Origin of the sequence: Allobosea sp. R86505, from assembly GCF_042466375.1 — a bacterium.
GTDB lineage: Bacteria > Pseudomonadota > Alphaproteobacteria > Rhizobiales > Beijerinckiaceae > Allobosea.
In genome coordinates this window covers 3674147-3688735 of record NZ_JAXHPY010000001.1, presented here as the reverse complement: position 1 = coordinate 3688735, position 14589 = coordinate 3674147, and the positions used below count along the sequence as shown (strand labels likewise).

The following is a 14589-nucleotide window of genomic DNA, read 5'->3' as shown; positions in this document are numbered from 1 at the left end:
GCCTGCCTGCAACACCGGGTTCCAAAGCACCCCCGGGGACCTCGCGGCGGCGTGATCGCGGTTGATCGGCGGAGGGGCTTTCGTATGGTTGTCCTGCGTCGGGACGTTCCCGGTCGCTGTTTTTCGTCTTCGCCTCTGAATGGTCAGGGACGCGGGCGAAAGACCGGGAACAAGCCGGTTCGGTGAAAGGGTCTCCTGGGGCCTCTCACCAATGAAGCGGTGGAAGCCCGAGGGTCTCGAAACTCTTTTGGAGGTTACCAATGAAGCTCGTTAAGAGCCTCCTCCTCGGTTCCGCCGCCGGCTTCGCCGCGGTCGCCGGGGCTCAGGCCGCCGACCTTCCCTCGCGGAAGGCCGCTCCGGTCGAATACGTTCGCGTCTGCTCCGCCTATGGCGCAGGCTTCTTCTACATCCCCGGCACCGAGACCTGCCTCCGCGTCGGCGGCCGCGTTCGCGCCGAGTACACCTTCGGTGAGCGCTGGAGCGAGCGTCAGGATTCCTACGGCACCCGCGCTCTCGGCCGTATCTTCGTCGACGCCCGCACCGCGACCGCCTATGGCACGCTGCGCACCTTCATCCGTCACGACATCAACACCCGTACCGGTTCGTACCGTTACGGCGCGCTGAACAACGGCGTGAACCCGTTCAGCCTGAACGGCCGCCTGAACGAAGGCAATGGCGCCTCGCTCGACAAGGCGTTCATCCAGTTCGGGCCGATCACCGCTGGTAAGGCGCAGTCGTTCTTCGACTTCTACGCCAACGACCTCGGCTTCAGCTCGCTGCGCACGTCGGACCGTTCGACGAACCTGTTGGCCTACACCGCTTCGTTCGGCGGCGGCTTCACGGCCACCCTGTCGCTCGAAGACGGCAACACCACGGGCTTCAGCAACGTCCTCAGCGCCGCTGGTGCTGCTGGCGGTCGCGTTTACCAGGGCTCCGTGATGCCTGACATCGTCGCCTCGCTGCGCGTCGATCAGGGTTGGGGTTCGGCCCAGCTGTCGGGTGCTGTCAGCGATCGCGGCACGAATCGCGTTGCCGTCGGTCGCGTGGTGGATAGTGGCGATGACTTCGGCTTCGCCATCCAGGGTGGTGTGAAGTTCAACCTGCCGATGATCGCCGCTGGCGATCAGCTCTGGTTGCAGGCGGCTTATGCCGACGGCGCGATCGGTTATCTCGGTTGGGGCGGTGCGGCAGGCGTTGGTCGTGCTCTGGGCGTGGTCGGTGACTTCACCGTCAACCCGATCACCGGCGTCGGCACCAAGTCGACGACGGGCTTCGCGATCGTGGCTGGCTTCCGTCACTTCTGGACCCCGCAGATCCGTTCGGACCTCATCGCTTCGTATTCGGAGCTCACGATGGGCCGCGTGGCCGGTCCGGTCGTCGGCGGTGTCGCCACCACCCTCAAGGGTCTGAACCCGAAGGAACTGGTGCTCGGCGCGAACCTCGTCTGGTCGCCGGTCTCCGGCCTGGATATCGGTGTCGAGGTTCTCTACTCGCGCGTCGAGTTCAGCCGCCGCATCGCCGACGCCAAGTCGGTCGCTCTCGGTGGTCCGGCCCGGACGATCAAGTCGGACGACGCCTTCGCTGGCCGTCTGCGCATCCAGCGCGACTTCTGATCGTCTCAAGCGATCTCAGTCAGGAAGCCCCGGGGAAACCCGGGGCTTTTTTTGTGTTTTCCTGTTTCTCCCGGCGCCGCCGCAGGCGGTTCGCCTGTTGACAGTCGCTGAGCGAGACGCCTTGTTGGTGAGGTCGCCGCGTTCGGACGGGGACCGTGATCTCCGCTCGACCAGGAGCACCCGTCGCGGCTTTCCATCCGTACCGCAGTACGCCGCTTCCGGTGCTCGAGCCTCGACGCGTCCGGCCCGGGGGCGAAGGGGCTTGGGGGTGAGGAATGTCGCAGCCGGGACGTTGGCTTTGGGGACTTGTGCCGCTGGCGCTGCTCTGGGGTGCCGGGAATTGGGTTCTCGACGAGTCCATCGAGCGCGACGTGACACGGCGCGCTGTCGCCGCGGCGGTCGCCGTCGCAGGCGAAGCGCCGGGTGCGCGCCCGGTCACAGCTCAGATCGACGGGCGCGACGTCACGATCAGCGGCGAGGCCCTGTCGGCTGACGGCGCCGCGCGGGCTCTGGCGCGGTTGCGGGCCGAATTCGGCGTCCGGCGCGCGCTCGGCGGGCTGTCCCAGGTTGTCCCGCAACGTCCCTATAGCTGGTCGGCCGCGCGCCAGGGCGAGGTCGTGACGCTCGGAGGCTTCGTCCCCGACGAGGAGACCGCCCGCGCGCTCGTCGCCGCGGCGGAAAAGGCACTGCCGGGTGCCAAGGTCGAGGACCGTCAGACCTTCGCGTTCGGCGCACCGACCGGTTTCCGCACGATGGCGGAGGCGACCCTGGCCGAACTGCCGCAACTGGCGACCGGCAAGGTCGCGCTCGACGACACGCGCTTCTGCCTCGAGGGGCGGGCGACGGGGCCGGACGCTTATCTCGGCTTGCAGGCGGCCCTTGGCCGCCTGGCGCGCGACGGCTTCCAGGCCGTGCCGTGCAGCCTCGAGCCCTCTGTGATCTCGCCCTATCGCTGGAGCATCGAGCGGTTGGCGGGCGATGTCGTGCGGCTCGAGGGGTTCTACCCGTCCGACGCGGTGCGACAGCAGGTTCTGGCCCTGCTGCGCCGCGCCTTCCCCGGTCCGATCGTCGTCGACGACCGGCTCAAGCCCGGCGCGGGCCAACCGGCTGCCTTCCTGGTCAAGGTCGGCCGCGCGCTTGCGGACCTGGCGCGGCTGCGGCAAGGCAAGGCTGAACTGGAAGGGGACACCTATCGGCTGTCCGGAGAAGGCCCGGACACCTATGCGGCCTGCCAGTCGCTGCGGCTGCAGATCGCCCAGGGCGACGGCCCCGATTCGGTCGCGCAAGCCACGATCGCCTGCCCGCCGGAACCGCCGCCGCCCATCGAGAGCCTGATGCCGCCATTGCCGGCGATCCCGGAGCCGGTCTTCCTGCCGTCGGACATGCCGCCACCGCCGCCGACCCCGCCGCCGCCACCGGTGGAAAGCCTGATGCCGCCGTTGCCGGAGATTCCGGCGCCGATCTTCCTGCCATCGGAACTGCCGGCTCCGGTTCCGACGCCGCCACCCGTCGAGGTTGCCGCACCCCCGCCACCCGTCGAGATCGCCGCGCCCCCGCCACCGCCGCCGGCCAGGGCTTTGGCGTGGTCCGCCGCGATCGGGAAAGATGGTGTCGCATTGCAGGGCCTCGTGCCCGATGCCGCCACGCGCGAGGCTCTGCTGGCGCGGGCTCGCGGCCTGACCGCTTCGGGCGCCGTCGTCGACCGCATGGCGGTGGAAGCGAATTTGCGCGACGCTGCCGATTATGCTGCGGCGACGGGTTTCGCGCTCGATCTGCTCGGCCGCCTCAGGGAGGGGACCGTGACCCTGGCCGGCTCGGCGCTGAGTCTCGCCGGGCAGGTCGCCGATGGAAGCGCCTGGGCCGAACTCGATGCGGCTCTGCGCCGCCGGCCGCTGCCGGCCGGCCTGTCTCTCGTCGGCGAGGGGGCCGCGACGGTGGCGCTACGCCCCTATGGGCTGTCGATCTCGGCGGACCGGACGGGGCTTTCGCTCTCGGGTCATCTGCCGGACGTCGCGACTCGCGAGGCCTTGCGTGCGCTCGTCGAGGCGTCGCCCCTCCAGGGCAAGATGAGCGACGAGACGCAGATTGTCCCCGGCGCGCCCGAGGGCTTCGCCGCGGCGGCCATCATGGCGGTCACCAATCTGCTGCGGCTGGATCTCGGCTCGGCCGCGATCGTCGACGACCTCGTCACCCTGCGCGGCCTGACCTGCCGCGATCTGATCCAGCGCGAGGTCGAGACCAGCGGCGGAACCGGGCTTCCGCCGGGGTTCCGTGCCGATGTCTCGATCGGCCTGCGCCAGACCGGTTGCGTCGTCGATCCGCCGGCGACCTGCCAGAACGATCTCGACGCGCTGACACGCAACAACACCGTGCTCTTCGCCCAGGGAACCTCGGTCGTTCAGCTCGATGCGCCGACCGAGCGCGTCATCGCGGAGGCGGTCGCGATCCTGGCGCAGTGCCCGACGACGCGCATCACCATCGAGGGCCACGCCAACCGCGACGGCGAGCGCAGCGGCTTCAACAATCTCGATCTCTCGGCCCGGCGGGCTCTGCGGGTGCGGGACGAACTGGTCCAGCGCGGCATCGATCCGGCGCGGCTGGAGACGCTGGGCTTCGGGAGCACGCGGCCGCTGGTGCCGCATGGCGCGCCGGAGGCCCGGTCGATGAACCGGCGCGTCCAGTTCACGGTCGCGAAGTAAGGGGGCGGACATGCTGTATCTCACCAGCCAGTTCGTCTGGTTTCTCGCCGCGGCCTTCGCCCTCGGCCTCGTCATGGGCTGGATCGGCCAGGATGGCAGCCCGTTGCGGCCGGGGCGCGGCGCCGGCTGGCTCGCAGCCCTCTGGGCGGTCGGCGCCGGCCTGACCTGGCTGCAATTGCTGAACGGCGTTGCCGCCGTCTGGGTCGAGACGGCGCTGCTGTTCACCGCGGTCTATGTCGCCGGCTGTGTCGTGGGCGCACTTCTGTCCGGCGCGCGCGCCTCGACCGAGCCCCCAATCGAGAGCACCGTCGCGACACTGCCTCCGGTGCCGGGAGAAGCCGATATTCCCGGGCAGCGCCCGGCCGGGCTCGTCGCGGCCAGGGAGGCCGGGCCCGACGATCTCAAGCTGATCAGGGGCATCGGGCGGCAGAACGAGGATCGGCTGCAGGCGCTCGGCATCTGGCATTTTACCCAGATCGCCGCCTGGACACCGGCGAATGTCGAATGGGTCGGCAGCTATCTCGCCTTTCCCGGCCGGATCGAGCGGGAGGACTGGGTCGGCCAGGCCAAGACGCTGGCTGAAGGCGGCGAGACCGAATTCGCCGTGCGGGCCCGGGCCGGGCTGGTCGAGAGTTCGCGCGACGAGGACGAGCCGGCCAAGGCGTGAGCGGACCTCAGGCCGCCCGGCGTTCCGCCCGGGCGATCAGCCGGCCGATCCGGCGCACCATGTCCTTGCTGCCCAGAATCGGCGCATGGCCCTGGCCGGGCGCGACGAACGTCTCGCAGTCCGGGTGGCGCTCGCCCATCTCGACCAGCGTCTTCTCCGCCAGCAGATCGGAATTGGCGCCGCGGATCGCCAGCATCGGCACGGCGTTGAGCCCGTCGAAATAGGGCCAGAGGATCGGCAACGGCGCCTCGAGGTCGAGTTCCTCCAGCACCTTCATCAGATTGGTGTCGTAGTCGGGCCGCAGCGGCCCGTCGCGGTCGGTCCAGGTCCGCTGCGCCATCATCTCCCATTCCGCCTCGCCGAAGAGCGGGAACTGCTGGTCGGAGAGCCGCTTCAGGATTTCGGCGCCCTCCGCGAAGCTGCGCGGCAGCGGCAGCTTGCCGACATAGCCGCGGATGCGCAGCAGTCCGCGCGCGTCGATGATCGGGCCGATGTCGTTGAGCACGACGCCCCGGATCGCGCCCGGCCGGGCCGCCCCCATCGCCATGGTCAAAAGCCCGCCGCGCGAGGTGCCGACGAAGATGGCCGCCTCGATCCCGGTCGCCACCAGCACCTGCATTAGATCGTCGAGCTCGATACGGATGTCGTAGTTCTTCCAGTCCTTGTCATAGCCGGACAGGCCGCGCCCGCGGTAATCCAGCGCCAGCACGCGCCGCGGCTTCGCCTCGTCCTGCGACAGCGCGAGCGCCAGCTCATGGAAATCGGCCGCCGTGCGCGCGAAGCCCGGCAGGCAGACGACCGGCAGGGCGGTGGACGCCAGCGGGCCGTAATCGCGCAGATGCAGCCGCAGGCCGTCGCGGGCGCTGATGAAACGCGAGGTGAAGCCTGAGTGGTCGGGCATTCGGAACTCCACTTCGCTGTCCCCATCCGCGGGTCATCCCGGACGCAGCGAAGCGGAGATCCGGGATCCATTCCAGAGCGCTGGCAAAGATGGTCCGGAATGGATCCCGGGTCTCCCTGCGGTCGCCCGGGATGACAGCGCATGAACTGGTAAAAAATCAGGGCGCGACCCTAATCTCGCCGCCCGCCGCGCTTCAAGTCGTGGTCGATCAGATAGGCCGTGCGCTGGTTCAGCCGCTGGCGGTAGACCTGCAGGTTCTCCATCACCCGCTGCACATAGTTGCGCGTCTCGTAGAAGGGAATTCGCTCGATCCAGTCGACCGCATCGACCTCCGGCTTGCGCGGGTCGCCATAGGCCTCGATCCATTTGCGGACATTGCCGGAGCCGGCATTGTAGGCCGCGAAGGTCAGGATGTAGGAGCCGCGCCACTCCTTCAGCAAATCGTTGAGATGGGCGGCGCCCATTTGCGCCGAATAGAGCGGGTCACGGCCGAGCCGAGGCCAGTCGAAGGGCAGGCTGGCGCGCCGCGCCGTCTCGCGTGCCGTCGCCGGCATCATCTGCATCAGCCCGCGCGCGCCGGCATGGGAGGTCGCGGTCGGGTCGAAGGCGCTCTCCTGACGGGCGATGGCATGGACGATGGCGCGCTCCATCGGGTCGCCGAGCACGGGAAATTCCGGCACGCCCGTGGTCGGGAAGGCGGCGGTGTCGAGCGGGAAACCGCGCTGCAGCGCACTCTTGCCCAGCGCCAGCAGGGCGCGCGTGTCGCCTTCCCGCTGCGCGATGACCGCCAGAGCCTCGAGGGCAGGGGTGGTGTGGAGCCGCTGTCCGAGATCGACGAGCATCTGCGCGGCGAGATCGCGCTGGCCGATCCGGTAGAGCAGGCGCACGCCGGCATGGCCGGGCAGATGCTGCAGCGCCGCCGCCGCAGATCGCCGCAGCGGCAAATCGGGAAGGCGCAGCCGCGCCCGCGCCAATTGCCCGTAATAGGCGATCGGATGCTCGGCGGCGCGCTCATAGGCCGCCCGTGCGTCCTCGGCCCGGCCGATCGCCTCGAAGGCGCGTCCCTGCCAATAGGCCGCGCGCGAGACCGAGATCGGCGTCTCGGCATGCCGGGCGGCTTCCGTGAAATGCTCCAGCGCGATCCCTGGCTGGTCGCGGAAGCGCAACGCCACGAAGCCGGCATGCCATTCAGCGTCGATCCGCTCCGCCGCATCCTCGGCGCCATGGCCGGCCGCGACCTCATAGGCGGTCGCGGCATCGCCGTCATCGAGCAGCTTGCGGGCGATCAGGCGCCGCTCCGTCCACCAGCCGTCGCCATCGCCGAGGAGGGACGGGTCGCGCGGCACGCCGGCCAGCAGCTTGGCCGCCTCCTGCGGCTTGTCCGCGCGCCGCGCCTGCTGCGCCTGCAGGAAGGCGAAGGAGACATCGCCCTTCAGCGAGGCCGGCACCGCGGCGATCAGCGCCGGCGCGATCGGCCGTCGTGCCTTGCCGCTGGCGAGCCGGGCCCGCGCGAGCAGCACGTAATCGGCCGAGACCCGCGCCGCATTGCGCAGCGCCGCGCTGTCGTTGCCGCGGAAGATGTAGCGCTCGGCCCGCAGGCGATGATCATCCGGCGTCAGAACCGCGCCGAACGCCGCCAGCACGATCTTCTCGAGCGTTGCGCCGAGATGGTCCTGCAGCCAGCTCTCGCGAGCGAGCGCGTTCGCCTCCTCGCTGCGGCCCTCCGCCGCCAGCGCCAGCGCGAGCGCGATGCGGCCGGCGGGGCTGACCGGCGCCTGGCCCTGGAAGAACGCCCGCACGACGTCCGGCTTCTTCCGCTCCGCGACCAGCATCTCCTCGGCGCGCCTCCGGAACAGCGTCGTCGCCGGGTAGTTCGGATTCGCCTTCAGGAATCCGTCGATCCGGGCGAAGGGCAGCACGCTCGTGGCGCTCCGGATCGCGACCCATTCGAGCAGCGCGCGGGCCGTGGGCTCGTCGAGCGAGGCAGCGATGGCGTCGCCCTCCGACAATTGGCCCCGGCGATAGGAGGCGACGCCCTTGGTCAGGACGTCGAGATCGACCTCCGCGGCCCGCAAGGCGTCGGCCGGGTAGGGCGGCAGCGCCGCCGTGGTCTCGACATCGACGGCGCCGACCGGATCGCGCTGGGACGAATGGCCGGCGTCGTCGCCGGCGAGCGAGGGCGTCGCGAGCAGGAGCGGCAGCAAGAGGGTGATCATCCGCGAGCGGATGGCAGGCGAGGCCATGGCGGGCTCCACGGTCGGATGCGTCGACCGTGATGCTCGGCCAGGGGGGTTTATGAAGCCTTAACCATGCAAGGGCCTGTTTTTATGGCAGCCCGGCTTTGCCTGCCGTCGGGGACGGTTTATGTGTGACGCCCTCGTCACGAAATCTCGCTCCAGGACGCCGCTTCCATGACCCAGCATCCCGCCTTCACCGGTTCGCTCCCCGCGCTGGTGACGCCGTTCAAAGGCGGCCGGATCGACGAGGACGCGCTGCGTGCGCTGGTCGAGTGGCAGATCGAGTGCGGCTCCACCGGGCTGGTTCCGGTCGGCACCACCGGCGAGAGCCCGACGGTCTCCCATGACGAGCACAAGCGCGTCGTCGAGATCGTGATCGCGCAGGCGAAGGGCCGCGTGCCCGTCATCGCCGGCGCCGGCTCGAACAACACCACCGAGGCGATCGATCTCGCCGTTCATGCCGAGAAGGCCGGCGCCCAGGCCGTGCTCGTCGTCACGCCCTATTACAACAAGCCGACCCAGGAGGGGATGTACCGCCACTTCCAGGCGGTGAACGATGCGGTCGGCATCCCGATCATCATCTACAACATCCCGCCGCGGTCGGTCGTCGACATGTCGGTCGAGACGATGGCGCGGCTCTACGAGCTGAAGAACATCGCGGGCGTGAAGGACGCCACCGCCAATCTCGCCCGCGTCTCGCAGCAGCGCCACGCCATGGGGCCGGATTTCATCCAGCTCTCGGGCGAGGACATGACGGCGCTGGCCTATATGGCCGCCGGCGGCCATGGCTGCATTTCGGTCGTCGCCAATGTCGCGCCGCGCCTCTGCGCCGATCTGATGAGCGCCGCGCTGGCGGGCGACTATGCCGGCGCGCTGAAGGTGCAGGACCGCCTCGTGCCGCTGCATGACGCGATCTTCAAGGAGCCCGGCCTCGCCGGCGCCAAGCATGGGCTCGCCTTGCTCGGCCGCATCGAGGAGGAGGTCCGCCTGCCGCTGCTGCCGGTGACGGCAGAGACCGGCAAGGTCATCCGCGACGCCATGGTGTTCGCCGGCCTGCTGAATGACTAGATAGGGAGTCTGCGTCCGTCCGGTCCCCCGGCCGACGCCAGGGAGACCGAGGATGTACGAGCCCAGCCATTTCAAGGTTGAGGATCGCGCGGCGCTCTTCGCCGTCATGCGCGCCCACCCGCTCGCGATGCTGGTCAGCGCCGGCGAGGACGGGCTGATCGCCAATCCGGTCCCCTTCGTGCTGCATGAGGGGGAGGGCGCGCAGGGCGTGCTGCGGGCCCATCTCGCCCGCCCCAACCCGCAATGGAAGGCGATCGCGGCCGGCGCGCAGACGCTGGTGATCTTCACCGGCACCGAGCGCTATGTCACCCCGGCCTGGTACGCCTCCAAGCGCGAGCACGGCAAGGTCGTGCCGACCTGGAACTACGTCACCGTCCAGGTCCGTGGCCCCGCCCGCACGATCGAGGAGCCCGCCTGGCTCCACGCCCAGCTCGACTCGCTGACGCGCCAGCAGGAGGCGCCACGCGAGGAGCCCTGGAACGTCACCGACGCGCCGGAAGCGTTCGTGGCGGCGCAGATGCGCGGCATCGTCGGCATCGAGATCGAGATCGCCTCGCTGGTCGGCAAGTTCAAGCTCAGTCAGAACCGGCAGGACGCCGACAAGCTGGGCGTTTTCAACGGGCTGGCGGCCGATCCTGAATCGGAATCGCAGGCGATGGCGAGCCTCGTCAAGGCCCATGCACTGGGAGGGACGGCATGAAGAAGCCCGATCCGGAGCGCTACAAGCTCGCGGCCGACAACCGCAAGGCGCGCTACAATTACGAGATCACCGAGACGCTCGAGGCCGGCATCGCGCTGCAGGGCACCGAGATCAAATCGCTGCGCGGCGGCAAGGCGACGATCGGGGAGAGCTACGCCGGGCCGATGGGCACCGAGCTCTTCCTGTTCAACGCGCATATCCCCGAATATCTCGAGGCCAACCGCTTCAACCACAACGTCAAGCGGCCGCGGAAGCTGCTGCTGCACCGTCGCCAGATCAACAAGCTGATGGGCGCGATCCAGCGCGACGGCTACACCGTGATCCCGCTCAAGGTCTATTTCAACGACAAGGGCCGGGCCAAGGTCGAACTCGGCCTCGGACGCGGCAAGAAGCTGCACGACAAGCGCGAGACCGAGAAGAACCGCGACTGGAACCGTGACAAGGCGCGGATCATGAAGGCGGGGGCATAAGCTCCGTCATTCTCGGGCGGAGCGCAGCGGAGACCCGAGAATCTCAGGCAGCATTTGGCGCAGGAGACGTCTGGTCCTGAGATGCTCGGGTCAAGCCCGAGCATGACGGTGGGTTCTTATCCCCGCCCCCCGAACCCATGCCTATTCTCCCCTCGCTCCGCCCGACCAAGGGGGCTGTCGCGAGGCATCGTGCGGCCGGGCGGGGTTGCGGGTTTCGTCGTTCGAGGCCGTTGCGGGCCGAAGGCGGCGGAGGCGCAGATCGCCATCGCGCGGGTGAGTCAGGCCGCGCGACCCGTGACCCGGATAACCAGAAGGCGATCTGGTCGGCACAAAACACCTGCGCGCGGGACGAGGTGGCGGCTGTTGGCGCTGCTTCGACACGACATTCGACATCGACATCGGCACGCAGCCGTCGACTGCGACGCCGCCAGCGTCCCGCGCATCCCCTCGGATACGCACTTGAAGAGCCCGAAACCCCGCGGCGAACAGCCGGCCGGGGCTTTCGGTGCGTCGTGACTTATCCCTCGGCGGGCTCGTCGCCCTGTCGGATGCCGTAGCGCCGCTCCAGCCCGGGATTGCCGGGCGTCACGGGCCCCCCCGGCGCACCACCACCGCCGCTGCGGGCGTTGCGCTCGGAGGGGTCGCGGCCGATCTTCTGCATCAACTGGGCGATGTCGATGAACTCGTCGCATTGCCGGCGCAGATCGTCGGAGACCATCGGCGGGCTGGTCGACACCGTCGAGACCACCGAGACCTTCACGCCCTTGCGCTGCACTGCCTCGACCAGCGGGCGGAAATCGCCATCGCCCGAGAACAGGTAGATCTGGTCAAGATGGGGTGCGAGTTCGAGCATCTCGATGGCGAGCTCGATGTCCATGTTGCCCTTGATCCGCCGGCGCCCGGTCGCGTCGGTGAACTCCTTGGCCGCCTTGGTGATGACGCGGTAGCCGTTGTAGTCGAGCCAGTCGACCAGCGGCCGGATCGAGGAATACTCCTCGCTCTCGATCAGCGTGGTGAAATAGAAGGCGCGGATCAGGTTGCCGCGGCCCTGGAATTCCCGCAGCAGCCGGCGATAGTCCATGTCGAAGCCGAGCTGCTTCGAGGTCGCGTAGAGATTGGCGCCATCGATGAAGAGCGCGATGCGCGGGTCGGCCGCCATGGAATCACTCCGTCTGAAATCGCTTCAAAAAACTCAAATGAAAAGCAAAGGCGGTGGAACCATGTCCGAGCGCAAACGAAGGCGCGTCAGGGCCCGCGGGACGCTGTGACCTCTCGCCGCAGCCGGCAAAGGTGATGGTGTTCAGACGCTCAGGCCCCGGCTGCCGGGCTTGGTGGCGGGAATGGCCGCGAGCTCCGGCGGCAGCGCGTCGGGCGCGTAGTCGGGCACGGCGTAGTCCATCAGGCTGACCAGCTCCATGCCGAGCTCGGCGCGCCCGGCCGAGCGGTCGATCAGGCAGGCGGCCCCGACGATCGTGCCGGGCTCGTCCTTCACCGAGTCGCGGCATTCGCGCAGCGAGAGGCCGGTGGTGATGATGTCCTCGATAATGATGCAGCGCGCGCCCGCCGGCAGGGTGAAGCCGCGGCGCAGCCTGAAGCTGCCGCCCTCGCGCTCGACGAAGACCGCCTTGGCGCCCAGATGCCGGGCCGTCTCGTAGCCCGGCACGATGCCGCCGATCGCGGGCGAGACGACATAGTCGATTGTGCCGAAGCGCGCCTCGACCTTGGCCGCCAGCGCCTTGCACAGCCGCTCGGTGCGCACCGGGTCCTGGAAGACGAACATCTTCTGCAGGAAGATGCCGCTGCGCCGGCCCGACGACAGGATGAAATGCCCCTCGAGCAGCGCACCCGCCTCGCGGAATTCGGCGAGAACCTCGTCGTTGGTCATGGCAGGCCCCGTCATCAATCCGTCGCGTGTCGTATCGTGTGCGCGATAAAGGGCATCGGCGCGCAAAACTCAAGGCCGCGACGTCTCAGGCGACGGCCTTCGCCACCATCTCCGGATACTGCGCGATCACGCGCACATAGGCGACGGCGAAGTCCGGCGCGGTTACCCGGGCCTGCTCCCAGTCGCGCAGCGTACCGACCGGGACGCAAAAGCGGCTGGCGAACTCCGCCTGCGAGAGGCCGAGCCCGGTCCGCGTCCGGCGGATCAGGCGGGCGCGCTGCGCGCGGTCCAGGGCCTCGACCGTCACGTCGAAATCGGCGGCATCCGTGGGGTCAGCGGCCACTGCGATAGGCGCGTTCTTCACCCTGATTGCTCCTTCTCACCGAGATGAAGCGGGGCGCATCGCCCCGCCAGACGAAGACGCCGGTAAAGAGCCTCGCGCCGACGATCCCGATCACCTTGAAGCGCTCCTCCCCGTCGATCTCGCGGATCGAGGGCAGGATCAGATGGTTGTCGTCGGCAAAGATCCTGTCGCCGAAGGCCAGCGAGACTCCGTGCTTGTCGCGGTTGGCCGCGTCCTTCGCAGGGTCGAACCGATCGTCCGTCATGCCAACGAAAGACTACGGGATTCCCGTATCGATGGCAAATCCTCCGCGCGCCGGCAACCGGGGATGCGCGGTGCAATCGACGCTCAGCCCTTCGGGAACTCCAGCCCCATCTCGCGATAGCGGGCCGGGTCGTCGCTCCAGTTCTCGCGCACCTTCACGAACAGGAACAGATGCACGGTCGCCTCGGCGGCTTCCGCGATCTCGATGCGGGCCTTCTGGCCGATCGCCTTGATCGTCTGGCCGCCTTCGCCGAGCACGATCTTCCGCTGGCCCTCGCGCTCGACATAGATCGTCTGCTCGATCCGCACCGAGCCGTCCGGCCGCTGCTGCCACTGCTCGGTTTCGACCGTCGAGCGATAGGGCAGTTCGTCATGCAGCCGCTCGAAGATCTTCTCGCGGGTGATCTCGGCGGCGAGGAAGCGCAGCGGCGCATCCGAGATCTGGTCCTCCGGATAGAGCCAGGGACCCAGCGGCAGGCGCGTCTCCAGCCAGGCCAGGATGTCCTTGACGCCGTAGCCCGTCAGCGCCGCGATCATGAAGGTCGTCTCGAAGGTGCCCAGCGCGTTCACCTTGGCGGTGATCTCGAGGAGCTTGTCCTTGGCGATGATGTCGATCTTGTTGAGGATCAGGAACTTCGGCTGCTTCAGCTCGGCGAGCTTTTCCAGAAGCCGCGTGTTCTCCTCGTTGTCGAAGCGCTCGACATCGATCAGCACGCCGATCAGGTCGGCGTCGGTGGCGCCGCCCCAGGCGCTCGTCACCATCGCGCGGTCGAGCCGGCGCTTGGGCTGGAAGATGCCGGGCGTGTCGACGAAGATGATCTGCGCCGCGCCCGACATCGCGATGCCGCGCACCTGGGTCCGCGTCGTCTGCACCTTGCGCGAGACGATTGAGACCTTGGCACCGACCAGCTGGTTCAGCAGCGTCGATTTGCCGGCATTGGGCGCGCCGATCAGTGCGACGAAGCCGGCCCGCGTCGGCGCCCGGGGCGCGCCGTCCGTCTCGTCAGCCATGGTCGCTCTCCATTGTTTCGGTCCACAGCCCCTCGCGGCGCAGGAAGGCTTCGGCGGCAGCCTGCTCGGCCAGTCTCTTGGACGGCCCCTGGGCCTCGGCATCGACGAGGCCCGTGATGCGCGCCGCGACGCGGAACATCGGGGCATGGTCGGGGCCCGAGCGGCCGCGTTCGGAATAGGTCGGTGTCGGATAGCCCTGGCCCTGGGCCCATTCCTGCAGCGCCGTCTTGGCGTCGCGCAGCGGCCGCACCGGCTTGAGCAGGCGCTCGCCGAAGGCGCGTTCGACCAGCGCGCGCGCCGCCTCATAGCCGCCGTCGATGAAGACGGCACCGATGATCGCCTCGCAGGCATCGGCCAGGATCGCCTTGTTCTTGCGCGCGCCGCCGAGGATCTCGCCTTCGCCCAGCCGCATGAAGGCGCCGAGATTCCAGGCGATCGCGACCTCGGCGCAGGTTTCCTTGCGCACGAGGTCGGCGAGCCGGCGCGACATGTCGCCCTCGGCCGCGGTCGGATAGCGCGCGAACAGCATGTCGGCGATGCACAGCCCCAGCACCCGGTCGCCGAGGAATTCGAGGCGCTGGTAGCTCTGCAGCCGCGGGCCTTCCGCGCTCATATGGGTCAGGGCGGTGTTGAGCAGCCCCTGGTCCTGGAAGGCATGGCCGAGCGTCGCCTGCAGGCGGGCCGTCTCGGGCGGCTTGCGCCCGTTCTCGCCGGGCTTGCTCACGTGCGGA

14 protein-coding genes are annotated in these 14589 nt (G+C 68.9%); 6 read left to right on the top strand and 8 right to left on the bottom strand.

The features are described from left to right. Positions 1-260: 260 nt before the first annotated feature. The 3 genes from SJY11_RS17790 to SJY11_RS17780 all read left to right on the top strand — a co-directional run bounded on the left by SJY11_RS17790 (position 261) and on the right by SJY11_RS17780 (position 4979). The gene (locus SJY11_RS17790) at positions 261-1613 is read left to right on the top strand and encodes a porin (RefSeq protein WP_376988086.1); all 1353 of its coding nucleotides are present in this window, start codon (positions 261-263) and stop codon (positions 1611-1613) included. A 275-nt stretch (positions 1614-1888) separates the two neighbouring features. After that, entirely contained in the window at positions 1889-4312 is a 2424-nt protein-coding gene (locus tag SJY11_RS17785) for an OmpA family protein (RefSeq protein WP_376988085.1), read from the top strand. A 10-nt stretch (positions 4313-4322) separates the two neighbouring features. After that, a complete protein-coding gene (locus tag SJY11_RS17780) occupies positions 4323-4979 on the top strand; it encodes a hypothetical protein (RefSeq protein ID WP_376988084.1) in 657 nt (218 codons plus the stop codon). A 7-nt stretch (positions 4980-4986) separates the two neighbouring features. Here SJY11_RS17780 and SJY11_RS17775 read toward each other — a convergent pair whose 3' ends face one another. Continuing rightward, positions 4987-5880, bottom strand: coding sequence for an alpha/beta fold hydrolase (locus SJY11_RS17775; RefSeq protein ID WP_376988083.1), 894 nt, complete (start codon positions 5878-5880; stop codon positions 4987-4989). A gap of 170 nt (positions 5881-6050) precedes the next feature. After that, positions 6051-8123 (bottom strand): lytic transglycosylase domain-containing protein, encoded by a 2073-nt coding sequence (locus tag SJY11_RS17770; RefSeq protein ID WP_376988082.1) that lies wholly within the window; start codon positions 8121-8123, stop codon positions 6051-6053. A gap of 168 nt (positions 8124-8291) precedes the next feature. Between SJY11_RS17770 and dapA the strand changes: the two genes are divergently transcribed. From dapA to smpB, 3 genes are read left to right on the top strand one after another with little or no spacing between them, the layout of a single operon-like run. Then, positions 8292-9185: a 4-hydroxy-tetrahydrodipicolinate synthase gene (gene dapA, locus SJY11_RS17765; protein ID WP_376988081.1), complete on the top strand. Its 894-nt coding sequence runs from the start codon at positions 8292-8294 to the stop codon at positions 9183-9185. 52 nt (positions 9186-9237) lie between these two features. Continuing rightward, positions 9238-9885, top strand: a complete 648-nt coding sequence (locus SJY11_RS17760) for an FMN-binding negative transcriptional regulator (RefSeq protein ID WP_376988079.1) — start codon at positions 9238-9240, stop codon at positions 9883-9885. Then, on the top strand, positions 9882-10355 hold the full coding sequence (smpB, locus tag SJY11_RS17755) for an SsrA-binding protein SmpB (RefSeq protein WP_267519057.1): 474 nt from the start codon (positions 9882-9884) through the stop codon (positions 10353-10355). The genes SJY11_RS17760 and smpB overlap by 4 nt, the downstream gene beginning before the upstream one ends. Before the next feature lie 517 nt (positions 10356-10872). Here the strand turns inward: smpB and SJY11_RS17750 are convergent. From SJY11_RS17750 to rnc, 6 genes are all read right to left on the bottom strand, one after another. Then, on the bottom strand, positions 10873-11514 hold the full coding sequence (locus SJY11_RS17750; protein WP_376988078.1) for a LabA-like NYN domain-containing protein: 642 nt from the start codon (positions 11512-11514) through the stop codon (positions 10873-10875). 141 nt (positions 11515-11655) lie between these two features. Beyond that, entirely contained in the window at positions 11656-12240 is a 585-nt protein-coding gene (gene pyrE / locus SJY11_RS17745) for an orotate phosphoribosyltransferase (protein ID WP_376988077.1), read from the bottom strand. Positions 12241-12325: 85 nt separating this feature from the next. Then, the gene (locus tag SJY11_RS17740; RefSeq protein ID WP_305696546.1) at positions 12326-12604 is read right to left on the bottom strand and encodes a helix-turn-helix domain-containing protein; all 279 of its coding nucleotides are present in this window, start codon (positions 12602-12604) and stop codon (positions 12326-12328) included. Continuing rightward, positions 12573-12848, bottom strand: a complete 276-nt coding sequence (locus tag SJY11_RS17735) for a BrnT family toxin (protein WP_376988076.1) — start codon at positions 12846-12848, stop codon at positions 12573-12575. Before SJY11_RS17735 ends, SJY11_RS17740 begins: the two co-directional genes overlap by 32 nt. Positions 12849-12931: 83 nt before the next feature. Further along, positions 12932-13858, bottom strand: a complete 927-nt coding sequence (era, locus tag SJY11_RS17730) for a GTPase Era (protein WP_376988075.1) — start codon at positions 13856-13858, stop codon at positions 12932-12934. Continuing rightward, entirely contained in the window at positions 13851-14582 is a 732-nt protein-coding gene (gene rnc, locus SJY11_RS17725) for a ribonuclease III (protein WP_376988074.1), read from the bottom strand. Before rnc ends, era begins: the two co-directional genes overlap by 8 nt. Positions 14583-14589: the final 7 nt, after the last annotated feature.